The 24,564-nt window shown below is 58.3% G+C and carries 23 protein-coding genes and 2 pseudogenes; 9 read left to right on the plus strand and 16 right to left on the minus strand.

From position 1 onward, the window contains the following. Positions 1-46: 46 nt before the first annotated feature. Both BM060_RS12810 and zwf read right to left on the minus strand, forming a co-directional pair. Positions 47-757 carry an HAD family hydrolase gene (locus tag BM060_RS12810; RefSeq protein WP_043317282.1) on the minus strand — a complete coding sequence of 237 codons (711 nt, stop codon included), beginning with the start codon at positions 755-757 and terminating at the stop codon, positions 47-49. Beyond that, a complete protein-coding gene (gene zwf / locus BM060_RS12815) occupies positions 751-2,142 on the minus strand; it encodes a glucose-6-phosphate dehydrogenase (protein ID WP_043317284.1) in 1,392 nt (463 codons plus the stop codon). Before zwf ends, BM060_RS12810 begins: the two co-directional genes overlap by 7 nt. Before the next feature lie 264 nt (positions 2,143-2,406). Here zwf and BM060_RS32395 point away from each other — a divergent pair, with 264 nt between their 5' ends. Further along, positions 2,407-2,694 carry a hypothetical protein gene (locus BM060_RS32395; protein ID WP_135499834.1) on the plus strand — a complete coding sequence of 96 codons (288 nt, stop codon included), beginning with the start codon at positions 2,407-2,409 and terminating at the stop codon, positions 2,692-2,694. 279 nt (positions 2,695-2,973) lie between these two features. Here the strand turns inward: BM060_RS32395 and BM060_RS12820 are convergent, their stop codons facing one another. From BM060_RS12820 to BM060_RS12830, 3 genes are all read right to left on the minus strand, one after another. Next, positions 2,974-3,312, minus strand: a complete 339-nt coding sequence (locus BM060_RS12820) for a hypothetical protein (protein WP_043317285.1) — start codon at positions 3,310-3,312, stop codon at positions 2,974-2,976. Beyond that, complete coding sequence (locus BM060_RS12825; protein ID WP_052267815.1) at positions 3,309-3,611, minus strand: DUF1652 domain-containing protein; 303 nt, start codon at positions 3,609-3,611, stop codon at positions 3,309-3,311. Before BM060_RS12825 ends, BM060_RS12820 begins: the two co-directional genes overlap by 4 nt. A 439-nt stretch (positions 3,612-4,050) precedes the next feature. Then, a complete protein-coding gene (locus BM060_RS12830; RefSeq protein ID WP_043317287.1) occupies positions 4,051-4,263 on the minus strand; it encodes a hypothetical protein in 213 nt (70 codons plus the stop codon). 148 nt (positions 4,264-4,411) lie between these two features. Between BM060_RS12830 and BM060_RS12835 the strand changes: the two genes are divergently transcribed. Together BM060_RS12835 and BM060_RS12840 are read left to right on the plus strand one after the other, a co-directional pair. Continuing rightward, positions 4,412-4,675 (plus strand): hypothetical protein, encoded by a 264-nt coding sequence (locus BM060_RS12835; protein ID WP_043317289.1) that lies wholly within the window; start codon positions 4,412-4,414, stop codon positions 4,673-4,675. Positions 4,676-4,897: 222 nt separating this feature from the next. Further along, a complete protein-coding gene (locus BM060_RS12840) occupies positions 4,898-5,458 on the plus strand; it encodes a lipid-binding SYLF domain-containing protein (RefSeq protein ID WP_043317291.1) in 561 nt (186 codons plus the stop codon). A 176-nt stretch (positions 5,459-5,634) separates the two neighbouring features. On the opposite strand, the gene BM060_RS12845 is transcribed toward BM060_RS12840, so the two are convergent. The 4 genes from BM060_RS12845 to BM060_RS12860 all read right to left on the minus strand — a co-directional run bounded on the left by BM060_RS12845 (position 5,635) and on the right by BM060_RS12860 (position 8,110). Continuing rightward, positions 5,635-5,919, minus strand: a complete 285-nt coding sequence (locus BM060_RS12845) for a hypothetical protein (protein WP_043317293.1) — start codon at positions 5,917-5,919, stop codon at positions 5,635-5,637. A 130-nt stretch (positions 5,920-6,049) separates the two neighbouring features. After that, a complete protein-coding gene (locus tag BM060_RS12850) occupies positions 6,050-6,226 on the minus strand; it encodes a CsbD family protein (protein WP_074980468.1) in 177 nt (58 codons plus the stop codon). A gap of 147 nt (positions 6,227-6,373) precedes the next feature. After that, on the minus strand, positions 6,374-7,471 hold the full coding sequence (tal, locus tag BM060_RS12855; protein WP_043317294.1) for a transaldolase: 1,098 nt from the start codon (positions 7,469-7,471) through the stop codon (positions 6,374-6,376). A 135-nt stretch (positions 7,472-7,606) separates the two neighbouring features. After that, positions 7,607-8,110, minus strand: a complete 504-nt coding sequence (locus BM060_RS12860; protein ID WP_043317296.1) for a hypothetical protein — start codon at positions 8,108-8,110, stop codon at positions 7,607-7,609. A 192-nt stretch (positions 8,111-8,302) separates the two neighbouring features. Here BM060_RS12860 and BM060_RS12865 point away from each other — a divergent pair, with 192 nt between their 5' ends. After that, entirely contained in the window at positions 8,303-9,043 is a 741-nt protein-coding gene (locus BM060_RS12865; RefSeq protein WP_052267816.1) for a BON domain-containing protein, read from the plus strand. Positions 9,044-9,055: 12 nt separating this feature from the next. Here BM060_RS12865 and BM060_RS32400 read toward each other — a convergent pair whose 3' ends face one another. The 3 genes and pseudogenes from BM060_RS32400 to BM060_RS12875 all read right to left on the minus strand — a co-directional run bounded on the left by BM060_RS32400 (position 9,056) and on the right by BM060_RS12875 (position 10,420). Beyond that, positions 9,056-9,202 carry a lmo0937 family membrane protein gene (locus BM060_RS32400; RefSeq protein ID WP_135499835.1) on the minus strand — a complete coding sequence of 49 codons (147 nt, stop codon included), beginning with the start codon at positions 9,200-9,202 and terminating at the stop codon, positions 9,056-9,058. A 266-nt stretch (positions 9,203-9,468) separates the two neighbouring features. Beyond that, positions 9,469-10,035: pseudogene (locus tag BM060_RS12870) on the minus strand (ATP-binding protein); the annotation flags it as partial. 22 nt (positions 10,036-10,057) lie between these two features. Beyond that, on the minus strand, positions 10,058-10,420 hold the full coding sequence (locus tag BM060_RS12875) for a nucleotide pyrophosphohydrolase (protein ID WP_043317300.1): 363 nt from the start codon (positions 10,418-10,420) through the stop codon (positions 10,058-10,060). A gap of 301 nt (positions 10,421-10,721) precedes the next feature. Between BM060_RS12875 and BM060_RS33825 the strand changes: the two are divergent. Continuing rightward, positions 10,722-11,111, plus strand: a pseudogene (locus BM060_RS33825) (ScoMcrA-related endonuclease); the annotation flags it as partial. 580 nt (positions 11,112-11,691) lie between these two features. On the opposite strand, the gene BM060_RS32405 reads toward BM060_RS33825, so the two are convergent. After that, complete coding sequence (locus tag BM060_RS32405) at positions 11,692-12,474, minus strand: hypothetical protein (protein ID WP_135499836.1); 783 nt, start codon at positions 12,472-12,474, stop codon at positions 11,692-11,694. 102 nt (positions 12,475-12,576) lie between these two features. Here BM060_RS32405 and BM060_RS12880 point away from each other — a divergent pair, with 102 nt between their 5' ends. From BM060_RS12880 to BM060_RS12895, 4 genes are all read left to right on the plus strand, one after another. After that, entirely contained in the window at positions 12,577-13,818 is a 1,242-nt protein-coding gene (locus tag BM060_RS12880; protein WP_169720934.1) for a hypothetical protein, read from the plus strand. A gap of 55 nt (positions 13,819-13,873) precedes the next feature. After that, positions 13,874-14,080, plus strand: a complete 207-nt coding sequence (locus BM060_RS12885; protein ID WP_024128445.1) for a helix-turn-helix transcriptional regulator — start codon at positions 13,874-13,876, stop codon at positions 14,078-14,080. A gap of 392 nt (positions 14,081-14,472) precedes the next feature. Further along, positions 14,473-15,426 carry a YagK/YfjJ domain-containing protein gene (locus BM060_RS12890; protein WP_043317302.1) on the plus strand — a complete coding sequence of 318 codons (954 nt, stop codon included), beginning with the start codon at positions 14,473-14,475 and terminating at the stop codon, positions 15,424-15,426. 636 nt (positions 15,427-16,062) lie between these two features. Beyond that, entirely contained in the window at positions 16,063-18,216 is a 2,154-nt protein-coding gene (locus BM060_RS12895) for an NERD domain-containing protein (protein ID WP_245322952.1), read from the plus strand. A gap of 133 nt (positions 18,217-18,349) precedes the next feature. Here the strand turns inward: BM060_RS12895 and BM060_RS12900 are convergent, their stop codons facing one another. The 3 genes from BM060_RS12900 to BM060_RS12910 are packed head-to-tail and all read right to left on the minus strand — an operon-like array spanning position 18,350 to position 24,052. Next, on the minus strand, positions 18,350-21,553 hold the full coding sequence (locus BM060_RS12900) for a hypothetical protein (RefSeq protein WP_043317305.1): 3,204 nt from the start codon (positions 21,551-21,553) through the stop codon (positions 18,350-18,352). A gap of 12 nt (positions 21,554-21,565) precedes the next feature. Continuing rightward, complete coding sequence (locus BM060_RS12905; protein WP_023082725.1) at positions 21,566-22,981, minus strand: hypothetical protein; 1,416 nt, start codon at positions 22,979-22,981, stop codon at positions 21,566-21,568. A 42-nt stretch (positions 22,982-23,023) separates the two neighbouring features. Beyond that, on the minus strand, positions 23,024-24,052 hold the full coding sequence (locus tag BM060_RS12910) for a helix-turn-helix transcriptional regulator (protein ID WP_043317308.1): 1,029 nt from the start codon (positions 24,050-24,052) through the stop codon (positions 23,024-23,026). Positions 24,053-24,564 lie beyond the last annotated feature (512 nt).

Genomic DNA, 24,564 nt, shown 5'->3' on the forward strand with positions numbered 1-24,564 from the left:
GGTTCGGCGTCCCGCCGGTCGAGGTCGTGCAGTTGCTGGGCCGGTATCATGGCATGTCCTCGTTGGCCGCCAGGTCGGTCGCTGCGGCGATGCTCAGGTCCGACATGTTCAGTGCGCAGAGGTCGCCGATGCGCTCGACGCTGATGTCCGCCGCTGGCGAGATGCGGCGGTTGATGGCTTCGGCAGCATAGTGGCCCTGGCGGACGAACAGAATGGTCAGGCGTGAACCCATGGCGCGTTTCATCGCAGCCAGCAGCAGTGGCTTGTCGTCGATCATCACATAGTGGCGGGCTGGGAAGCGGCGCTGCATGGCCGCGAGCATGCGTTCCTTATGAACGTAGATCAGGACTTGGCCACCGACTGCCTCCCACAGCCCGGAGCATTGGATCTTCCGTGGCTGGAAGACCATGTCGCCATCGGACAGCAACGCCGTCTGGCCCAGCTTGCGCAGGTGCGCGAGCAGGGCCATGGCGCCGGGATACAGCCGCGCGCGGAACGGATAGTCGAGCAGGAAGCTGGACATCCGCAGCAACTCCTCCTCGTTGTCGCAACCGTTGCGCAGGTGCTGCACGGCGCCCAGGTAATCGGCATAGCCGAGTTGGCTGCGCAACTCGTCGAAGGCCCTCCAGTAGCGCCTGCTCTGCTCACTGCCGAAGGCCTGGACGAGGTGCGCCGAGAGGTCGTCGATGAAGCGGTCGTTGTCGAGCAGGGTGTTGTCGACGTCGACGAGGAAGACCAGCGGGACCGGTTTCAGCATGGCGAAAGGGCCTCCGCTTGCGGGTCGTACCAGTCGTCGCCACTGTCCAGCACGCTGGCCGCGGCCGCAGGTCCCCAACTGCCGGTGGCGTAGGTGTGCAGCACGCCTGGCTGGCACAGCATAGGCTCGACCACGCGCCAGGCCGCCTCGACGCACTCGTCTCCGCTGAACAGGGTGGCATCGCCGCGCAGGGCGTCGCCGAGCAGGCGTTGATAGGGTAGCTCCTCATTGCCTGGGGCATGGTGCGCCACTAGTTCCACGGTCTGCCCTCGCATCGCCTCGCCAGGGCGTTTGACGTAGGCGCCGGTAGCGAGAGTGACCTGCGGGCCGAGGCGGAAGCGGAAATAGTTCGGGCGGGCCTCCGGGCGCGCGTCGAACACTGCCAACGGTGGGCGCTTGAGCGTCACCAGGACTTCGCAGACAGTCAGTGGCAGGCACTTGCCTGCACGGATGTAGAAGGGGACGCCGGCCCAGCGCCAAGTATCGATGTACAGGCGTAGGGCGGCGAAGGTCTCCACCTGGGAGTGCGCCGCGACGCCCGGCTCGTCCCGGTAGCCGTGGAACTGGCCGCGTACCGCCTGCGCCGTGTCGATCGGGCGCATGGCCTGCAGCAGCCGCAGCTTCTCGGTGCGCATCGAGCGGATGTCGGTGCCCTGCGGCGCATCCATGGCCAGCAGGGCGATGACCTGCAGCAGGTGGCTCTGCACCACGTCGCGAATCGCTCCGACTTCTTCGTAGAAATGGCCGCGGCCTGGCACGCCGAAGCGCTCAGCCAGGGTGATCTGTACGTTGTCGATGTAGCTGCGGTTCCACACCGGTTCGAGGAAGGCATTGGCGAAGCGGAAGTACAGCAGGTTCAGCAGCGCCTCCTTGCCCAGGTAATGGTCGATGCGGAAGATCGCCGGCTCGGGGAAGACTTCGCGCAGCGAGCGGTTCAGCGCCTGGGCGGAGCGCAGGTCGTGGCCGAAGGGTTTCTCCAGGACCACCCGGGCGTTGCCGGCGCAGCCGGATTCAGCCAGGGCCTGGGCCACGCTGTCGAACAGGCTCGGCGGGATGCCCAGGTAGTACAGCGGCCGGACCGCGTCGCCCAAGGCTTGCCTGAGCCGGACATAGGTTTGCGCATCGTCGTAGTCGCCATCGATGTAGCGCAGGTGGCTGCATAGTCGGACGAAGGCGTCGCGATCGATTCCACCGTGTTCTTCGAGACTGGTGCGCACCCATTCCTGCAACTGCCCCGAAGTCCAGCCCGCGCGGGCGATGCAGATGACCGGCATGTCCAGTTCGCCGGCACGGGTGAGAGCCTGTAGGGCCGGGAAGATTTTCTTGTGCGCCAGGTCGCCCCGCACGCCGAAGAAGACAAAAGCATCCGAATGGTCGGTCGGCATCAGAGCACTCCTTCTTCGAGGCTGGAAAGCGCAACTTTTTCATCCCTGTCTTTTAGTTCTGGAGATGGGGTCACCGGGCGATCTGTCGCGTATCTACCCTGCAAGTTCGGACTCCGAACTGTCTGTTCGGTAGCGCACCCAGTGGTCTGGGCCGGCCACTCGGTTGTGGAGCGGGCCCCGGGGTATGCGTGCTAACGCACCGACACGCTGCTCGCGGGTCGCCATTGTCTGTACCCCGACACCTCGCAATGCTGCGAGAGCGGGATGAGCCAAGAGGTCATCATGGACAAGCCAGGCAAGCAAGGCCCGAACAACGAGTCCAGTCGCCCGAAGGGGCAATCCCACCCACAAGGTCCTCGCAACGAAGCACCACGGCTGTCCCGCGCGGAAAGCTACTCCAACCCGAAGACCCGTGCCGACGAAGCCCTTCATCAGGCCGCGGATGCCGAGTCGACTCGTCCGTCGAAGGCATCGAAGAGTGCCCCTGCGGTGAAGCGGCACGCCGCCCGTGGCGATGATGACCTGATGAGCCAGGAGCCACCGGCATCATGAAACGCTCCGTTGCGGCAGCTCTCAAGCGGCAATGGAAGCATGCCCTGGTGCTCTGCCGGCGGGCCTGGCGCAGAGTGAGCGGAAGTAGTCCCAGGAAACCGCCCCAGGAACCACCAAGGGCGGACAACAAGGCCGCGCGTACCGAAAACGCGCGCAAATGGTCGGAAAACTAGCTCGCTGCAAAAGTCTTCCGGGGCACCGCCATAGCGTCTGCTGGATCGAGCCGGTACCGTTGCTGTTACCGGCTCGAGCGCGCTGGTCATGCATGGTGGGCTGTCGCTAGATCAACTGATCGATCAGCACCGCGTTGCTATAGATGAGGCTGCCGTCGCTGGCCTGGTGCCCGACCAGGTGGAACTGGCCGCGCTGGGTCGAGTCCAGGTAGACGCGCATCCCGCAGTCGGACAAGGGGCCATAGCCTGGCGGCAGGCGCAGTTCCAGCGTGGCCAGGTTGACGTCGACCATGACGTCCGGCTCATGGGTTCTTTGCAGGCGTTCCTGCGCCTGCTCCAGCAGCAGGTGGTCGTTGCCATTCAGGCAGAAGTGGATGCCTTCCAGCGCGACGGCCTTCTGTTCGTTGCCGGTCTTGCACCAGCCTTCGATGGTAAAGGTGCTCATGCTGCCTCCAGTGAATGTTCAGGGGGCCGTTCGTTCGCGTCGTGCTCCAGATCGTCAACAAACAAATGGCCGCAATTCCAGGTGTCCGCTTCTAGGCGCAACTCGCCGATGAGTCGTGCGATGGCGACTTCGCTCTGCCATTGCTCAGGTCCGATGGCGGTGACGAAGGTCTCGACGGCCCCCGTACCCGGGTTCCTGAAAAGCAGGCTCAACGAACCGTCCCAGCTCTTGGAAGGGGTACAGATGAAGGGCGCGAAGGCGGACGTGAGCCGTTGTTTCGCATCTTGGAATGTCAGCATTGCCTTTGATTCCTTACCTCCCGCCGGAAGTGGGCCATGACCTCCTGGCCCTGGCTCCCCAAGGGGATGCGCTTGCGTGGCTGTCAGCCCTTCTGATCGCTGGCCCGCAACGGTTTTCTCCCCCGATTCGAGGGTTCCGTCGTGGTGGCTGGCACAGGACTGCTCTCCCGAGGCTTGCCGTCCGAATGGCGTTCGATCCTGTGGGCCAGGGGAGAGTCGGGCTCGGAGCGGCGCTGTTGCTCCGGTGCTTTCTCGATCGCACCGTGCTCTGTGGACGTGAACCTGTTCATGGCGACCTCACTGTTGTCTTGTGCCCCTCGTCATCGAAGGGCTGCGGGGAATCAAGACTTGCAGCATCGGTAGGGCCAGTCGGTACGCTATCGAACATTTGCCCAGCGGTTGCCGGCAAGTGGCTGCGATCAGGCCTACGGCCTGCCGTTCAATGCAGCGTTTCCCAGACATCGGCGTTGCTCAGGTCTTCGCCCGTTACGTGCCTGGTCCGTCCGTAGGCGGGCGTGAGCGCATAGGTATCGTCGATCTCGAGGATGGCCAGGTAGCGGACACCGCTCAGTTTCTGCAGATAGAGGCGTTGCGGCGCACAGGGGGTTGCGTCGGGCGGAAACTGCCGGGTGTTCAGGGGGAGACTGTCCATTTTTCGGCCTTCAGCGCAGCTGCGCGATGAGCATGCTTCATCCTGCAGCCGGTACCAGACCGGGTCTGTACGCCTACGCACCGACGCGGCGGCGCTTTTCGTTCATCGTTCTGTTGTTGAAGCCCCGAAACCGTACCTGGAGAGCATCATGTGCAAGCGTATCGAACCCACCCTCGAGGAGCCGTCGGCGGAAGAACGCATTCCCTTGGCGCAGCGATATGAATCGGCGGCTGAACGCTATTCCTCCCGTGGCAACTGCAAGGCAGCCGGCGGCAAACCGGCTGAGGCGCCGCCCGCGGAAGAGCCGGCGCCCGTGCCGGTGGAGCAGCCGGCGAGCTACGGTGCCAAGTGGCCGCAGCTGAAGAACATTCTTCTGCCCGACGATGACGACGAGCCGCCTGTTGAACGGTGATTCCGAATGCCGACCGCCGTGGCGTTTCCATGGGCACGGAGGGCGTACAACGCCGCGGAGCCCCAGTGCCGTGGGTGCGCTAGCGTACGGAAGGATTGTCGTTCTCCCCACATCATGATCGACGCGCCGTGACGTGAATCGGCACGATCACCCCGGGCGCCAGGGCGTTGGCCTGTACGTGCAGGTCACGCATGAGCCCCTATCCACCTGAGGAGTACGACGATGATCCGTTCACGAACCTTCGTTCCATTGTTCATGCTTGCCTTCCTCTCGCTCGTCTCGGCGGGTTTCATGACCGACGTGCGGGGGGCCACTGCCGAGGACCTGGACAGGGACTCCCGCCAGGCCCTGCAGATCCTCTACAAGGCCACCCCGTTCGCCGAGACCATTTCCCACCACGCCAAGGCCGTGCTGGTGTTCCCCAAGGTCATCAAGGCAGGCCTGGTGTTCGGCGGCAGCTATGGTGAAGGCGAGTTGCTGAAGGGCTCGAAGGTCGACGGCTACTACAATTCCGTGACCGGCTCCTGGGGCCTGCAGGCGGGCGCCCAGTCGTATGGCTACGTGGTGTTCCTGATGACCGAGAAGGCCGTCCAGTACGTCGGCAACACTCAGGGCTGGGAGATCGGCGTCGGGCCGACCGTTGTGGTGGTGGACGAGGGTGTGGCGAAGAATCTCTCGACCTCGACGCTGAAGGATGACGCCTATGCCTTCGTCTTCGACCAGCAGGGGCTGATGGCCGGCATCAGCATCGAGGGGACCAAGATCTCCAGGATCAAGCGCTGAGCGGTCGGACGCTCGGTCATGGCCATTACCCGGCAGAGGCAGACTGATGCCGGCGACGGCCGATAGTAATAGCCCCGCCAACAACGCCCCTGGCTTCGGAGACGGGGAATCGGGAACGGGGCTGACGTTGGGGGATGCCGGTACAGCGCAGCCGGGCCTGACTGCCCGGGAGATGGCTAGATGTACGGTTGGCCGCTGAAGCCTCTTGGGAGGCGCTGCAACCCGGGCATCTCGGTGAGTTTTTCCAGCCAGAATGCACGCCAGCCTTGCTTCGCATGGACTTTCAGCAACTTGCGGGCGGCTTTGCGTGCCGCATTTCTCATGTCCTTGCGGGCGTTCTGGAACGCCTCGGTACCTCTGCAGTTGCGGCACTTCACGCGGCTAGGTTCGCCGGTGGAAAGGAGGTTGCTGCCATGGTGGCCGCAGGCCAGGTGTCCGTCGACTTTGAAGTGAGTGATCATGGGGGATCTTCCTGGTCGCTCGGAGGTGGCATTGCTGTGTATCACCAGGTGACCGCGACAGAGTGTTTGACGATTTCCGCCTCACAACGATCATCGGGCGAGAGGCGGAGCCTTTACCATACGGCCAAGGCTAGATTCCCTTCTTGATATCCTCCTTGATGTCGCCAACGCTTTCCTGGACCTTTCCGATCGCCTTTTGCACCTTGCCCTTGTTCTCCAGCGACTTGTTGCCGACCACCTTCCCGGTGGTTTCCTTGACCTGGCCGGAAACCTGTTTGACTTTGCCTTTCACTTGATCTTCGTTCACGGGGCACGCTCTAACGGTAGCGCAAGGGGAGGGCCGCTGGATGGCGGAGCCGGTACATACCGTGCTCGTGGCGGCCGGAGTTAGTACTTTGTCAGCGATGGGGGGCGGCCGTCAGTGCGTTAGCGCACCCTGGCGGCCCGATGGCGATCATTTCACCCAGCGTCGGCGCGGGGCGAAGCCCGCGCTCTTCTCGTCGATGCGATGCAGCAACTGCCGCCAGGACGTGACGAACGCCTCCAGGCCTTCCTTCTGCAGCCGTTCCGCCAGCGCGCCGATATCCACCCCGGCCTGTGCGAAGCGCGCGAGCAGCGCTTCGGCTTCAGCGCCGTCCTCGGCCATGGTCTGCGTCAGCGAGCCGTGTTCGGAAAACGCCCGCAGGGTCTTCTCCGGGAGGGTGTCGATCGTGTCTGCCGCGGCCAGGGCCTCGACGTAGAAAGTGTCGGCGATCGTGGGGGACTTGCTGCCGGTGCTGGCCCAGAGTAGCCGCTGAGGTTGCGCACCGGCCGCGGCGAGGCGGCGCCAGCGCGGCGAAGCAAGCAGTTGGCGATAGGCACTGTAGGTCCTCCCGGCGATGGCCAGGCCCAGCCGATCATGCAGTTCGGCCGGCACCTGGTCGTTCACCGCCACGTCCCAGCGGCTGACGAACAGTGAAGCAACCGAACCGACCCGCGGATCGAGGCCGGCGGCTATGCGTCGCTCGATGCCGCGCAGGTAGGCGTCGGCGGCAGCCAGGTAGTGTTCTCGGGAGAACAGCAGGGTGACGTTGACCGGCACGCCGGCGAAGATCGCGTTCTCGATCGCCGGGATGCCGTGGCGGGTGCCGGGGATCTTCACCAGTAGGTTGGGCCGCGCGGCGCGGCTCTGGATGTGCCGCGCCGCCTTGAGGCTGGCGGCGCTGTCGTCGGCCAGGTTCGGCGAGATTTCCATCGACACCCAGCCGTCGAGCCGGTGGCTCGCCTCGAATTGCGGACGCAGCAGGTCTGCCGCACGACGCAGGTCTTCCAGGGCCAGTTCGATGAACAGCGCCTCGCCTGAGAGTCCATCCTGGGCTTTTTCGCGGATGCCGGCGTCATAGGCACTGCCGTTGCCGATGGCGGCGTCGAAGATGCTCGGGTTGGAGGTCAGGCCGCTGATCGAGAGCTCGTCGATGTAGCGGCGCAGGGTGCCGCTGTCTAGCAGCTCGCGGGTGATGTTGTCCAGCCACAGGCTCTGGCCGAGGTCGTGCAATTGACGGGGTGGTCTCACGGGAAATCCTCGTTGGCTGCCAGCCGCGATACGCTACCCGGGGAATCCTGGGGAGTACCGACTGGTCGGTGATGAAGGGGGCTCCGTCGCAAGGGGGCGCCCGTTGGCCAGGCCCCGGCCTGGTCTTGCGCAGGTTCAGACCAGGCTGATGTCCATGTGCGTGCCGACACCCAGGGAGGCTTCGATGATGTCGCGGGCGAGCAGCGTCTCGCGTTCCGAAAGGGTCTCCGCCAGCAGGACTACGTCGCCATGGGCGATGGCATAGCGGAAGGTCCTGTCAACCTGGCCGGCGTTCGCCGAAGTTCCAACCATGCCTCCGAGCAGGGCGCCCAGGGCGCTTCCCCAGCCCACAAGAACCAGCGGGGGGCCGCTGAACAGCCCGGCGTTGGTGCGGGTCAGGGCGATGGCGGTCAGCGTACTCACCGCCAAGCCAAGCAGGGTCCCGACCGCACCACTTGCCAGCATTTGACTGAGCGTACGCTTCACCTGGCTGGATCCGTTGGCAGGAGGCAGGTCCTTGGCGCCGAGTATCCGCATCTGCCGGTCGTGTATTCCTCGCTCGCTCAGCAGGACACGTGCGCTTTCGGCCTGTGCACGGTGAGCGAACACACCCGATACCTGATGGCGATAGCCGGCCATGGCGATTCTCCTGGAAAAAGGCCGCCTCTTTGCGACCTGGCTCCAGCCTACGCATGTGCACCCCCTGCATCTGTGCGCAAGCGTACAGAGAGCTATCGCAGGAGCACCGAGGCGAGCTCCAGGGTACGCCAGCGCACCGATGCTGGAACTCGCCGGTGGCAAGATTTGAATATCAGTCCAGGAGCAAGCGCCATGGGATGCAGGCTTTTCAGGCCGGGTATGATCGTGCGTGGGTTTTTCGCAGGGCTCTTGCTGGCCGCGGGCGTGGCGCCCATCGCCGCCGGACAGGGGGCGCAGGACGCTGCCGACATACGCCTGGAGATATCGATTCTCACGGAGTATGCGCAACGCCCCGAGTTGCGTACCAGCAACCTGGAAGCCTTCGTGCAGGCACGCCGTGCCATCTTGAGCGGGCGCGTCGACGACGAGGGTTCCAGGCGGTTGGCTGCGAGTATCGCCATGGGCGTTGCGGGGATCATCTCGGTGGACAACCGGATCACCGGGGCACAATCGTTACCGCAGGTGCCGATCATTCGAGCGAAGGTGGAAGCCGAGTCGAAGAACCCGTGGCAGGCGCCGGTGAATGACGGACGTTGCAGGGCCTTCGCCACGGAGTTCGGGCTGGCTGCCGACGATATCTGGATAACCACCAAAGTGATGCTGGCCTTGGTGCCGGTGGGGGATGTCAGCGGCTCGGCCATTGCTGTGAGTACCTGCGATGGCGTGGTCACTCTTCGCGGGACCTTGCATAACGATGCCGAGCGTGCGCGGGCCGTGATGCTCGCCCGGGGCGTACCCGGCGCCAGGGCAGTTCGCGCGCAGGCGCTCAATTCGGAAATCTGCGGAGGGATGCATGGCCGTGCTTCGACGCAATGGCCTTGGGTTGCCATCGTCTGCCTGCCGACGGCCCGCAACGGTGCGAGCGCAGGATGAGCCTGGGCTTGATTACGGTAGCGGTCTTCGCCTGAATCGATACACTACCAGCCCGATCGCCACGAGCAGCAGAATGTGAATCAGCCCCCCCATGTAGTACGAGGTGATCAATCCCACTGCCCATAGGGCCAGTAGCGTTAGTACGAGAGCTTCGAACATTTGGTGCCTCCTTCCACTGCATGGCAATGGCCTGTCTTTGTGCAGGTTGCAGCCGGCCAGGAGGGTGGTCTGTACGGCACCGCACCGAGAGCCCGCCGACCAGAATGGCCCGGCGAGAAAAGGGTGACTGAGAGGCAGCGCTAACGTTCCCTAACGTACAGACCGCCGCCTACTTTGCGAGCCGCTCGCTCATGTCCAGGGGCTCTGCGCCGCCTCCAAGCCGGAAAGGCGTTTGGGGAGGGGCAGATCCCCTAATGCAGGATGGATTCCTCTTTCCCTTTGAGGAAGAGGGGAGCCTTGTCGATGTAGGGCTGGTAGTGAGGCGCATCAATGACGCCGTCACGGACATAGTTGTGCAGGTAGGCGCATGGGCGAAGCGCGATGCTCCGTTCATAGACGGCTTCGTTGAAGCCCTCGAGCAGCGAGGCGTGTGACCAGGCTTGGTAGGACGGATGAACTGTCTCGTTCAACCCCTTGCCGAGCGCGGTGACGACGATTGCATCCTTCTCCGACAGCTTCGAGGAACTCCACTGCTTGAGTTCAACGAGGACGGCATTCTTCTCGCCTGCTTCACCATGGCCGGTCAGCGTGAAATCGATTCGCTTGGACGACTGCGGGAGGTGCAGCTCGATCGCGAGGCCGGTGTCATTCGGCACTGCCTCATCACGTAGGACCTTGGCCATGTACCCCAGCGAGCCTTTCCAGGAAGCAACTTCGGAGCGGCCGACTCCCTTGCCCGTTTTCGCCGTGTAGTGGGCGAGAATCACATCTTCGATGTCGTCGTTGTCGCTGTCGTGGAGGAATTGCTGCTTGGTGGCTTCGTAGACGATCACGCTCTCTTCCCTGAACCTGTTTTCAAAGCTGGTCGTATTTCTTGCTAGTGCCATGGGCCTTGTTGATGGGGTATTTCTCCCCGTTGAGTTTCAGCTTTTGCTCGACAGCCACGTTGAGGTCCACACCCAGCACGTCCGCCAGCCTGACCAGGTACATCAAGACGTCTGCCAGCTCTTCTCTGATGGCTTGACCATGCTGTGGGTGGCTGGCGGCTGATCGCGAATCCTCTTCGCTCATCCACTGAAATATCTCCGTCAGCTCGCCGGCCTCGCCAGTCAGGGCCATGACGAGGTTCTTCGGGGAGTGGAACTGATGCCAGTTCCGAGCGCTTGCGAACTCTTCAAGCGCCTTGGCAAGAGAGGACACATCGACGAGAGGTTCCAAGAATGCAAAGCCTCCAGATGGGGTTGGCGATCAGCTTGTCTGCCTGAAATGACTGATCGAATGTTCTGAAAGACAGATTGTAAGGGTTTCCATCGTGGACGCGGCAATGCTCCGCGTCTTGAAACCAGTCTTAGGCCTGTTGCAGGATCTATTTTCCTACAACGGATGTGGTCACCAATGACATTGCTTACGCAACTAACAGGCCGCGCTGTAGTACAAAAAAAGCCATTGACGAGTTCGTAGCCTTGGGCAGGACGGTCTCCCCACTCGTTATGGATTCGATAAGTCACGTAACTACCGGAGGCGGGATCCTCGGACAGGTGCGGGCTGCGACTTCAAGGCGATTGCCGGCGTTGCGTCCGGCAAGCAGTACCCAGGCGAGGGGCCTTTATCCTCAGAGCGGTTCTCAGGTGGCGAAGCAACGGTAGTCCCTGCCCTCACTGCGCTTGGCTGCAGCAGCATCCACATAGGCGAAGACTGGACTGAAGACGAAGTGGTCGCGACGAATGTGGATTACTTTGAGATGCTCTGCACAGAGTCGCAGTGGGGGCTTACAACAAGTTCGCATATAGGCGGGCTTGCACAAGCAGGATGCAGACCCAAGACAGCTTTGACTCTGACGAACCTTCAGCTTGTCGTAGTACGGAGAATGATGATATCAGCTCCGTATGGAGCAAGCGTGTCACGCTGATGGTCATGTCACGGGTAGTGCGTATCGCCTGATCGGGGATTGGCTGCGTCCAAGGCTTCGGTGGCCACGACGAACGCTCCTGTTGCCGAAATTATCTACCTCGTTTCACAGTACTTCGTGAATTAGGAGGTAGATCTTCCAGTCAACGGGTGGCCTATCTCTGGCGCCAGCTCTGCGTCCCAGCACGTACAGCGCCCTGCCAAAGTTTTTGAAGATCAGTCGCTGAGTGAAATTTGCTATCTGTAATTGTGAGTTTGCGCGCTATATATAGCCGGATATGGCAATCTATGAAGGAGGATTGCTAAGGCGTTCTAGTTGGTTCGCATGAAAAAGAGAGAGTTGATCTGATATGAAAAGTTATCTGTATTGCCATCTGGTGAACTGCGTGAATGCTAGACTCTGTACAGTTGGGTTGACTTTCGATCAGTTGCGGACTGTTAGTCTGTGATAAATGGGGGATATGCTTGACAATGGTTATTGGTCCGTTGGCGTAAGTTTTGTAGGAAAGTTATTTAATCATATTTATTTAGTTTGCGGATATGCTCTTGGGGGCTGTTGCGGTGTTTTTGTCTGGTTTGAATTAATCCGTGAATGGCTTTGTTTGATTCTCTATAATTTTAAATATTTTTGTTAGTGTTTTCTTTTGAGGGCTATTTTGAGTTTCTGTAGTTTCTGTAGTTTCTGTAGTTTCTGTAGTTTCTGTAGTTTCTGTAGCTTTGGCTGTTGGCCATGTTTTGTATCTGTTCATATCTGAGTCTCTTATGGTGCGCTTTTGAGGAGGGAGTGGGTCTAGAATGTTTAGTGTGTCTATAAGTAGTTCTTTGATCTCTTCATTGTCCTGTATGATTTTTTCTATTTCTGAGTTTTTTAGGGGGCTTTCCCGAAAGCTATTCAGTGTTTTTGCTGCTTTTTTTGATTTATTGAGGGATTTTTGTGTGATTTTTTTAGATTTTGATATTCTCTCTTTTAATTCTTTTATCTGGTTCTCTGAATGTTTTAGTTTTGCTTTAAGCGCTTCTTCGTATTTTAATACTTCGTCAGCTAGGTTTATTAGTGTCTTGTAGTTCCTGTTTTGAGAGGAGAGGTTCTGCTCTGCGGGGTTGATGTCTCCTGTGCTTGATCTTTCCTCCGTACTCCTGCTTTTTCTTGTCCTATAGGCAGCCTTTAACTGGCTAAGGGTATTTCTTCCTGAGTCGGTTTTCTCTAGTTTTACTCCTGCTTTAAGAAGTCGATCTAAATCTACAGGCCCATGGAGAGATATTTCCCCTTTTCCATGCAGGTAGTTTTGTGCCCAGGCGATATCGGATTCCGTTAGGAGTTTTTTTGATATCCATAATGAGAATGATTCATACTCTCTAGCCATGCCTTCCATCCAATTTTGTTGCGTTACGGTAACGTTACGCTATGGATTTTTGGGGTTCAAGTGCGGTATAGGGGGTAAAAGCTCGAAAAAGGGGGGTATGGCATGGGGGAGGTGCTGCTGACTGCACCGATAGCTGGCGTTGGGGCTGAGGCGAAGTATTTCCTCATCGCGTTCATCTATCGTTTTGATGCTACCCAATGGAAGGAAATGTCCGTGAAGGAATTGGCTCGATCCTTGGAGGTGACCCCTGGAGTGGCATCCAGGGCCCGCGAGGCATTGATTGAACATCAATGCTTTGACTGCCGCAAGGCTGCTACGGCAGGAAGACCCACACTCGGGCTGAAGGTGAGCCAGGGGCTGGCCTGCAAACTCGGCGACCTCAGCACTTCGACATCCCATCATGGGCCCGTTCTGCGTCACCTTTTCAGTGGTGTGATCTATCGTGATTATGAGGCCAACCGGACGCCGGCATCATCGAATGAGCTTCTGAGACCGCAACTCCGCCTATTACTCGCCACGCTATTCGCCCATGCCAATGAACTGGGACTGGTAGATGGCCTCGGGCTCGCTCAACTCCGACAGTTATTGGGGGAGGGGGAGGAGAAGGTCGACAGGTGGCTGAAGGAACTCCTACAGCTTGGCTTCATTCGCCGAAAGATAGCGGGGCTCTCGGACTCGCTCTATGCCGATACGAAAGTGACCAGCAGCTATATCCTGAACCTGAACCATCCAGGGCTTGCTTCGGCGGACTGCAGCAGCCCAGTTGTAGCTTTTTATGGTGAGGCAATGCGCTCTGAGGAGAGCCGCCATGGTTTTGCGGAGCGATTTGCGCGGGTGCAAGGGGCGTTTCAGGGCCTAGGCCGCACTTATGAAATGCTTGTCTGGAGGATCTATCAAGGCGTAAGCCTGCTTCTTTCGAATCACTGGAGCGTCTTGGGCGACTCTGTCCGTCTCCCCCAAATTGATGGCCTAGAGAAAATCATGACTGAAAGCCTCCACGCGTCGGGTAAAGATGATTCCTCGCTTGAGGTCATGGTTGCTGACATGTGCTGGTGGGCTTTCCATTTGGCTTCGCGGGTTAAGAATCGAATAGCGGGGGATAGAGCTTTTGCGAGCTTGGTAGGGCGGAGGGTGCTTGCGTTCCCTGCCAAAAATAGAGACACGGATGATTCGATGACCTTGGTCTTTGCTCAAGAGCCCTGGGGAGATGGCCCTGAATGTATAGTTTCTTTAAGCAGCACCAAGGGGCACGCCGAGATCTGGACGAAAGAGTCTGACCTTTCTCGAGAGCAGCTTTCCAAGCATGGCTTGGTCTCTTTTGAGATGGAGAGTACTACCGGTTAAATTTTATGAACGTTGCCCATCCTCTGGACCAATACTAGGAGCACCGTCCATGTCCATGAGGATCATCAGTTTGAAAGAGGTCATGGACCTCACCAGCCTTGCTCGCTCGACCATCTATAAGTACATCGCTCTCGGCACGTTCCCACTTCCCTTATCTGTGGGGGAGCGTTGCGTTCGTTGGTTGGAGAGCGAAGTACATGAGTGGATCCTTGAACGGATTGCTGAGCGTGATGAGAAACTCCAGGCTGTAGGTAAGCATTAATGGCGATAGAGCTACCCGATGGCCAGGGGCTTCCTGGCCATCGGGTAGCTCTGCCGTCTGCTTAGGCTAATGCTATTTCTCAGATAACTCCCAGTTACCTGCTCTGTGAATTATCCCGGTTAGGCCTGGAGTTCTTCGTCTGGATGCTCGATGGCGCTTGTTATTTGGCGAGCAGGGCAGTGTGGTTTATTGATATAGCTACTAACTATCTCTATCAACCTATCCAATCCATTCACCTATTCCACTGCTAACTATCCCCCAACAACCTACCTCTAATCCACTCAGCTCTCTCCACTCATGGCTAGCTACCACAGGAACCTAGCTACCCACCTCTCCAGTTTAAAAATACCCACTCCGTACTTGGTATGCCCTAAACCAACCAGGTACACACCATGACCAATCAAGCAGCGAAACACCTCTCCCAATCCGACATCGCTATTCAAATCGAACGACTCGTGAACGCAGTGATCCGTCACGATGGCCCTGCATTCCGGATCAGCTACGACGCACAGGGAGATGAAGTCATCAAGAGAACCAGGCTCTCTCGGTACTTCGATCACATTCGGCAGATGTATCACTTGGTGCATGACGAGACGTACTTCCTGAGTGAACACCTGATCGCGTTCAAGGAAGCGTGCTACGACATCGGCATCGAGTTCGGGATGTTCGGGATGACGTGCATGGACGAGAGCGAGGGAAGGCTCCTGTCAGAGGCTGAGACCTACAACTGGCTCGTGGAGAGGATCCGGGAGCACGTACAGACTAGGTGGTTCAAGCGTGGGAAGCATGACCGTGTATGCCGGGAGAAACGCAATCGGCAAGCCGTCACTGAATACGTAGAGCGGGTGATGGCTAGCCGTTCACGTACCGTAGTCGTGAGAGTGAATCTGTACTACCGGGAAGCAGCGCGTGCTCGCCTGAAGGTGGAGGACGTCTTCGAGGACCTGGACAGGCTGATCCGGGCTCGGGAATACGATCCGGTCTTCCAACACGAGACAGGCTACATCTGCGCTGTGGAGCAAGGCGAGGACATGGGCTACCACATCCATGCTGCCTTCTTCTTCGATGGCCGGAAGGTGCTCATGGACATCGTCAAGGCTAAAGCTATTGGCAAGCTGTGGGAGAGGATCACGGATGGCTGGGGGTATTTCCACAGCTGCAACCATGAGAAGGCGCGCTACGAGGAGCGGTGCGGGGTAGGGATGTTCAAGCATCGCGACGATACAGGTAAGCAGAACGTCATCAATGCCTGCCACTACCTGATCGAGGATGGCCAGTCGTTGCGGGTGAGGCCTGTAGGGGCCAGGTGTCTTCGCTTGGGGCGATCGCGCCGGTTGATTGGGTGAGCAAGGCGAGGTTGGATCAGGTTGTGCTGGCTGTGTCAGTTTGACATTATCGGGCTGCCATCATTGCGGCTGACCAGTCTGAACCCCATCTCCTGCTGAGCATCCACAATGATGGATTTTCCCTTTAAGGACCCGGCCTCGGCCGGTTTTCTTTTTCGTATTGGACCAGTTGCTTAACGAGTCTATAGCTGGCGTTCTGGCGACCAGGCGCCGCGGCCGATCAGCAACGGGAACAGGCCGCCCCAGGACAGGTGCGTTGCCCAGGCGTCGGGGTAGAAACACCTCGATCACCGTGGTCATGCCCAGCAGCTCCAGGACCGCGATCACCTGGGAAATACCACTGCCTTTGGCTTCGACGAGCCGGCGCTGGGCCACCGAGGCCAGCAGAGCGGAGCCTGCCAGGGTAACCGGCAGCGGCAGATTCTGAGCAGGCGCTTGAACGCTAGTAGGTCTGGTCCGCCAGCCACGCGAAACCGTGCAATGCTGCGAAACGTCAGGCTTCAATCCGACCAAGCTCGCGCTGTTGATCCGATGGGTTGCCAGCGTGCCGGATGCTCGCACGGTGCCTATGGAGTCCCGGCCAGTCGGTGGTTTAGGCTCTGGCCAGGAACCTAAGGATGGTGTGAGTGCTGTGGGATGACCGAGAAAGGGGAGCGATGCCGGCAGCATTATCAGTCGGTTTATGAAAGGAATCGGCCTGAATTCGATGCAGGGCGTGCTCTTGACGAATGCCTGCATCATTTCCTGGACCAACGGCCTGCAGGTAAAAAGCTCTCTGCGATTGATCGCGCGATAGGCTTGGCATCAGCTGGTTTTTGGCTTGATACGGATGCGGTTGCTCGATCCGAACTGGCAAGCCTTGCGCTCAGTCGAGTGTTGCACTTCGACACTGCAATTAGTGTCGAGCAACTGCTGAAGTTGGCAAGCCTTGCCCCAGACACCCTCAGATGGGCGATTCGCTACTCGAAGCTGTTTGAGCGTACTGCTTCGCCGCTCTGGCTAGCGCTTCGTGCGGAGCTCGCGGGGGAAGAGTGGCAAGTATTCTTCGGTGTTTGCGACCGTTTGCTTGATCAGCTCAAGCCCTTTGATGAGCTAATTGCCAACGCTGAGAAACAGCTTGAGCACTTATCTCTGCTGGAGTTTTTTTCCTACCTCAGCGTGCTGGCTTATCAGGCGTTTTCCGATGACGCTTCCGATGACCGTTCCGGTCAGCAGTGGACGGTATACAACCGCATTATCTTGAGGAAACTCCGGGCCTGCCCGGAAGAGGATTTTCGCCTGAACGAGTCACGGCTCGAGCAGTCGCTGAAGCGTCATCTTTCACCGATTATTTTCCCCGCATCGCCCACAGCTGATTCAGCCAGATGTCGTGAAAATCTCGAATGGCTAGCCGTTCTGATTGCTGCCACCCAAGAGCGGATCGACTACGAGGGTTCGATTGACTGGTTTTGCTTCGATCCTGAGTGCCATTATCAGCTGAAACCTGGCGAGTCGGTTATCTATAACCAGTCGGAGGCGGGAGCTGTGCGGTGGCAGCGAACCGGGCGTAAGAGCGACCTGCTTTGGCACTACTGGATGAACCGCGTGGTGCAGGCATTCGTTGGCTCCGGCATGGCTGGGCAAATCATCGGTTCGCCTGAGAACCATGAACTGAATCAGTTGGCCTATATCAAGGCGTGTCGCAGCGAGCTGCAATTGCAGCAGATCTATGGCCTGGGTGATTGGCTCTCGCTCGAGGATGGTACTCAGGTTCAGCTTCACCACGTGTTGCTGGCGAGCGAGCTGACTTCGGTTTTCTTTCAGAGCCAGTTCATCCAGCCATTCCAGGACTATCTTCGCGAGTCGGGCGTGCTTGCGCATGCCCTTGGCCGTTTGGCTATGGATGGCCTGCTGTCAGGGGAGAACAGGTTCCCCATGACTTGGTCTGAAGAAGAAGAAAAGATCCGCAGGATCAAAGGCTGGACGGTCAGCGAGGAGCATCCGCTAGGCAGCGCCGATTCAGCCAAGGCAATTCTCAAGTTCTGGACCAGTGATCTCAAGGCGCTATCTCAGCAACTGAAGCAGCAGCCGGGTATGCCTACACCGCGCTTGTACGAACAACCCTTCTACAAAGTTGGCCGCTACAGCTTTCAGTTTCCCTGGGTCGGCGCGCAACAAAACAACCTGACGGCAGCGATCAATAACCTGCGCCGTGTGAATGCCCGTAGAGCCGATGCACAGGTAGAAACCCGGCGTGTGGAGCTGGCCCTAGCCGAGAGCCTTCGGCAACGGGGCTTTGCCGTTGAAGTGGGGTATCTGCCGCCTATTGCAGAAGAGGGCGACGCCGGCGAGGTGGATTTGATCTGCCAGCGGGATGGTGTGCTGCTACTTATGGAGGTCAAGTCTGGGTATATCCGCTCGACCAAACATGAGGTCTGGCTGCATCGCACTAATACTTTGCGTAAGGCTGCCTGGCAGCTGCGTCGCAAGCGTGTCGCTGTGGCAAAGGCGTTGGCGGCTGATCATGATTTGCGCTTCAGGTTGGGCTACCAGGGTCAGCATCCCGAGTCGGATTTGCGAGCCTGGATCGTCGATACCTCCATTGAGCTCGATGGGCAATCAGTCGATGGGTTCAGAGTGGTATCTCGTGAGGCACTGGAGGTAATTCTGCGGGACGAGAAGCAACTCCTCCGGTCGGTGGATCAGTTTGATGAGGAGGAGGGGCGGGGCTCATTGTTCCCTGACGGATTTACTGCTGGCCGATTCATAGCTGTTGTCGAGTCTGATGAGCTGTGGCGAGGTATCTGCTAGTGCTTGAATAGCAATAGCTTATGCGGCGGGGGCGTTGGCATCGGCCGCATCCTAGGGGGCGACCATAGCCTGCAAAGACGATGCTTTGCAGGCTATGACCTACACTCTGCCCACTTCTGGCACCAGATCCGCTTTACGCTTTCGGCTGGCAGATGTAGTTGCCACTTCGCAGGAAGGTTTCATGCTTGTTCGGCGAGTAGACACTCAGGGTGCCTTGCTCGTTAGCGGCGATGTGTTTCCAGGTACCTTCTTCGAGCACCAACTCCGCAAAGGATTCCCCTGTCTGGCTTACGTAGAGCGTTTCGCGGCCCCAGCGTGTCGAAAATAGGCTCATATCCTGCAAATGGGCGCAGGTATTGATGCGGATGTCCTTGGATTGAAGCTTCCACTCGTAGCCATTTTTTTCTGACGTCATGACGTGGTCCGAGTAGAAGCACAACAGCTTTAGGCCCATACGTGTGATGAGCGGTGCATCGTAGTTATCGTCTTCGCTGGCCCAAGTGCAGGTTCGCCAGCCTTTTCCGGCAATAAAGTAGCTGACGAAGGAGGATGCGTTGTTCTTCTTTTTCCACGTTTTGTAGAGCCAATCGTACTTACAGAACGCGAGCAGCGTGTTTCCGTTCGGTAATGACTGGAGGCTCTCCACCACGACGCCTTCCGGAAGGCTCGGTGTGTCTTCCCAGCGCTGCCACTGATTGTCGAGGTTCGCAGTGCAGAAGACGGCTATCTTGTCGTAGTTGCCGGTCTTGGTCGAATCGAAGATCAGGCCCTTTTCAGTGTAGGAGTATTCCTTGCTCTCCTTGAAGCGCCAGAGCCAGAGGCCGTTGAAGTAGCAGACTTCTTCGGTGCGGGTGAATTCGTAGCCAGGCACGTCCGGGAAGTGGCTCTGTTTCCAGTTTTGCGCATCGTGGGAGTAATAAAAGCCTTCGCTATAGCCCGCCATGGCGATCCACATGCCGCTCACAATATCCAATTTGCTGATGCGCGGTGAGTCTTCGGAAGCTCTGAGACGCACAGTGTGCCAGTGCTCACGGTCGAGGCTCCGATAGAGCCGGTCGTCGTTGTCAACTATCAGCCATGTGGTGCCATCGGTCTTGATGTGCTGAATCTTCTCGGGATCACAGGGCGGGTGCTCTACCTGGCGCCACTCAATACTGAACAGATGATCATGGCCGTCCTTTTCGATAACGACCGACTGTTTGGCCAATTTTTCCTGCTGTTGCTGGTCGAGCCGTTCGGCGCGCTGTTTTTCTTTGCGTTCAACCACTGACTCGTCGAATCGACCTTCCGCGAACAGGTCGAGCTGGTTGGCAACATCGGTGCAGGCTTCGGAGAAGGAAGTGAGTGTGTCGTCCAACTGGCGTTCGAAGTGACTGAACTGGTCGTACCAATCCTCGTTCGTGGCGGAATTATCCAGCTCGAAATCGGCATAGCCGGACTCGTCCTTGAACGTAATTGAGGGCAGGCCCCATCGCGTCAGCACGCGATTGCCCTGATTCAGCGTGCTTGAATGCCCAGAGATGAGTTCACTGATCTTCTTGCGCATCTCGTTAAGCGAGGAGAGGCAGGAGCTGCGGCCAATCGTATACGCCGTGCCGCCCACTTTACTGCTGACCTTGCTCAGGAACGAGTCATCCCAAGCTTCCATAAAGTACGAATAATCCGAGGCTTTCATGGTCGCCTTTGTCAGATCGAGCGAAAGATGCACGGCTTCAAAGCTGATCTTGCCCAATTGGGTACTCATATCGGCGAACGCTTTTTCGAAGCGCAACTCGCGATAGCGCACGATGTTCTTCCAGCCGTGAGTTTGCTGCTGCAACTTCTCGGCTGCAGCGAGTACGTTTTCCTCGTCCTGCTCGGTGAGCACCGCCAGCACGCGGGGGAACTGCTCCTTGAACTGTGTGGGCTTCAGCGCGTTCAGTATGCGCAGCACATGCGGCCCTTCGATGGCTTTCTGGCATAGCGTCAGCAGGTAGAACGCGTCGAGCAACCAAGTGTAGGTTTCGTCATCGCTCTTGAGCAGATCCTGCAAGATCGGAAGGTAGTCCTGCGCCTTGCGAGGATTGTCCGCCAGCGTTGCGATTTCACCCGGCACCTGCGGGCATTCAGCCTTGTGCGCCAGCAGCTCGAGAAACTCTCGGCCCTGCCTGTTTAATAACCCTGAGTTCTCGATGCACAGGGCGAACAGCAACAGATAATTGTGTCGGGCTTCGCGGTCATCCGTGGTGTCGAAGAAGGAGTGGGCATTGATGTCCGGCAGCGACGACACCAGCGCCACCGTTTCGGCGTGGGCGTCTTCTATGGCCTCGTCGGGCAGCGCGTTCAGGCCGTGCTGATCCTTGTATATTTCCAGAGTCAGCAGGCTGCCGCCGATGATCTCCTCAATCAGGTCGCGCATCCTGTACTGGGTGTAAAGACCGGAAAACGCCTTGCCAAAGAATCTGGAAATAATTCGTTCGCGTTTTTCGTCACTATCACAGACTTCACCGTCCGAGATCATGTCGATGATGCGGTCATACTCGTCGGAGAGGTAATACAGCGAGTTGAATGCCAAGCCTGAGATGTTTTTCTGGATGAAGTAGGAGTCGGCGACATGCTCCTCGAACGACAGCTCGATGACGGCGCGATAGCGTTCGATGCTGGTGGCTTCGATTTGGTCGATCAAGTCAATGATGAAGCTCAGCAGCTCGACTTCTTCGTCGCAGTCCACGTCCAGCTTTTCCAGCGTGACGATGAGGTGGTTGATGTCTTGCGCAGTCAGCGCGACACCGGGATGGCTGCGCATGAAGTCATACGCGAGGTTGAGCACCAGTAGCGCCTTGGGCATCGACTTGAAGCGGCGCTTGTTCGCTTCGATATTCAACGACCATTGGTGAAAACTGGTGTTGTTCTCGACCCGGATCAGACGACGGTTGATCTTGTCGACCGCCTGGAAGAGGAATTCGCGGGTTTCGATGATGTATTCGTTCATCGTGCCCAGGTTGTTGCGGATCACCGCAATACTCTGGGCGTTGATCAGGTTCTGCTGTTGCAGTTGTTTGAGGTAGTGCCAGGCGAATTTCTGCATGTGCAGCGCGTCGACCTGGTTCTGCAACTGGTTCTGACGACTCTTGCCAGTAAACGCACTGGCAAACCGCTTGAAGAATCCGCTTTCGGCTTGTTGCTTCAGGCGCTCTTCGCTGCAGGTGATCAGCCGCGAGGCATCCACCGCCAGTTGCTGGGTCTGCGCGGCGTTGTTCCGGTGCTGGGCGACGAGGGCCTCAACCGCCTCCTGCTCCGAGGCATCCAGCGGCTGTTGGAAGATTTCCTGGGGTGCTGCTTCGACCGTTTCGCTCATTGAAAATACGCCTTAAAGATTATCGATCAGGTTCTTCAACTGTGTGCTTTGGGCTGCCATGGTCTTGACCTGGCCGGCGAAATGTCGCTCGGACAGATACAGCCCCTTGTGGAACTCGGCATAGAAAGACTGCGACATCTGCAGGTATTCCAGCGAGTCGTGCATGATCATGGCGTTACTCGCCACGTGTTCGGTGGCTTCCAGCGTCAGACGGAAGCTTTTCTCAATGTGATTGTCGATGGCGATGCTCATGGCCATCGTGGTAATTAGGCCGCCGATGATGCCGCCGACCAGCGCGCCGATGGGACCACCAAGAGCACCCACCGCGGCGCCCACTGAGCTGCCGACGACGGCGGCGCCGGATTGCAGCAGATTGTGACCGGCCCGGGTTTCTAGTTCTTCGCGGGTGATCTTGCCCGCCGCGAACAGCACCACGTTCTGGACCACATCCACCGCGCACACTGCCGCCGCCGCCACGCCGCTGTTGGCGAAGGTGCGCTTGAAGGCAGAGCCTGCGAACAGCGTCGGCAGGTTACGTGCCGTGATGCTGACCGTCGCCGTGGCGACACCCGCTTTCAGCGCACTGTCGCCGGCGGCGATGGCGGTGTTTTGCAAAATCAGCAAGGTTGCTTGTTCTGCCGTGATCTCGCCGTCCCGTACACGTTTGATCGACTGGAAAGTGTTGATGCTGCCCGCGATGACGGTGGTGATCACCGCCGCCGAGCCCGCCGCGCGCAGGCTCTGCTGGACAGTCGCCTTGTTCAGGTAACCGTTCTGCATGTTTTCATGCAGTTCCTTGCCGGTCTTGCTGCCACTGCCCAGGTGTTCGGCGTCCCGCTTGCTCAGCGGTGTCGACTGGGCGCCCTCGACGTCGAGATTAGCCGTAGTCTTCTCACGTACCTTTTCTGCGGCATTGGCCACCTCTGGACGGGTTTGCTGGTTGCGCAGCATGTCGCGTTTCGCGGCATCTTTGATCTGCTCGATCTGATCTGCGGGACCGATAAAGGCATCGCTGTCCCGGTACTGGTGAATGCCATCCTTAGTGGACCTGAAGGCCTTTTGGGTGGCATCGCCATTCTTGAAATATTTCAGTTGCGCGCCGAGCAACTGCTCATCGCCTTTCATCACGACGATGTCATGGGTTGTATGGTTCTTGGCGAGCGGGGTATTGGTAAAGTTATCGGTGAAGGCCCGGACGTCCTTGTCCTTGAGGATGGCGTCCAGGTTGAACGATTCGGCGTGCCAGGTCTCGGCCGCGAACCCGCCTTTGATCGCGCTGTTCTGTGCCGTTCCGGCAATCTTGTCGATGATGACGTTTGCGTGGCTGATCTCGGTCAGCATGTGGCCAATCTTTTCCGATGCCTGCGTAGGCCAGATCGGACAGAGGCTGACTGAGTTGTTCAGTGCCCTTTTACGTTCGTTGTCCATGGAGCTTCCTTCATCAAAATATGGAGGTCCACCACCGCGTTATCACGCGTGAGGCGAGTAGTCAGGCCCTGAATAAAAGGTGCGCAAGTTGCCTAGCTTCTGTTGGATTTCATCGACCCAGACCTGCGGCGCGTGGACCCGGATGTTGTCGTTGAGCCCGAAGATCCACCATAGGGTGTCCCGGTCCAGCGCAACCTGGGCATGCAACCTCTTCCAGGCCTGATTGGGCAGATCGCTCAGACTCTGCACGGTGCTCAGTGGCGTCTCGCTGAGCAGGGCGGCAATCTGTGGATGTACGTCGGCGATCAGTTCGACCTGCGTTTCGGCCTGTCGATGGCTGAAAATCCCGGTGTCGATGTAGTCATCGACGTCGAATGTGGCGTGCGACTCTGCCGCTTCATCCAGCACTCGAACCTCGCGGATGCGATGCAGGGCAAACTGGCGCAGGTCGCTATATCCATCGACAGACGCCAGCAGATAGCTGACGGCGTGTCGTGACACGAGGCCTGTTGGATGTAGGCGCAGCCGCTTGAGCTCACCTTTGCTTCGGCTTTGGTATGCAACATCCAGCTGCTTGCGCTCCAGGAGGGCGGTGGAAACCTGATCCCATACCGTCGGAGCAATCACTGCGGGTAGCAGGGTTTTCCCGTAGGGAATTGCCCGAACACGCCTAGCCCAATCCGCCAGGCCATTATTGCCCAGGCTGCCAAGGAAGTTTCGGGCCCGCCGGAACTGCGGACTCAGTTGATCCAGCACCGTCTGGGGCAACAAGGTGTTCAGATGGCTTTCCGACAGGTACAAGGCAAGCGCGGTGGGAGCATCCATGTCTTCCAACTTCAGTGGTGCGTCTCGTGTGAAACTCCAGCGGAATGGGGTTTCGCTATCGTCACACTGTAAGGAGAAGGGAACAGACAGCCGGTTCAGGTCGCGCTGGATGGAGCGCAGAGTTACGGAAAAGCCTTTATCGCGGAGCTTTTCGAGAAGGGTTGGTGTTGCGATGCGCCGAGGCTCGGTGGGTATCAGTCGCAATAATGCGAATAGCCTGAGCAGCGTATCCTTCGCTTGGGACATGAAGACTACCTTGTGCTGAAATGCGACTTATCGCCAACGTTCTGGCGTCAAGTCAGTGCCGATGCTAGCGGCTTGAGTGGCATTGTGCCAGCTCTTGCCTGTGAAATCAGACCGGGTCCCACTCAGCGGGGCGTTATAGCTTTATGCCGGCTGTGGGAGGACTGAAGATGCTCATTCACATGGAAGGAGACTGACGAGCCTCTTTCTCACGTTTCAGTTCGTTGTATTCGCAGTACAGCTCGTACCCTTTCTTCAGCACTACAATGAGGCCGATTGCGGCAAGCAGATTTTTCATTGGAAGCTCCTTTGGTGGATCCTCGATAGATTTGCTTGAAGGGGCGACAAGTTGTGTCGCTTGCTCTTGGGCAGGATCACTGCTTATTGATACTGAGGAATTGCTCCAAGCGCGTCCTGAGAATTTCCTTATGATTAGCGCCGCGACGTTCAAGCGAAGGGCTATGGCAGTTGGGGCAGGTGATGAACCAATCGCGTTCCAGTACCAGCACATCGCT

The sequence above is a fragment of the Pseudomonas citronellolis genome, assembly GCF_900112375.1.
Taxonomy (GTDB): Bacteria; Pseudomonadota; Gammaproteobacteria; order Pseudomonadales; family Pseudomonadaceae; genus Pseudomonas; species Pseudomonas citronellolis.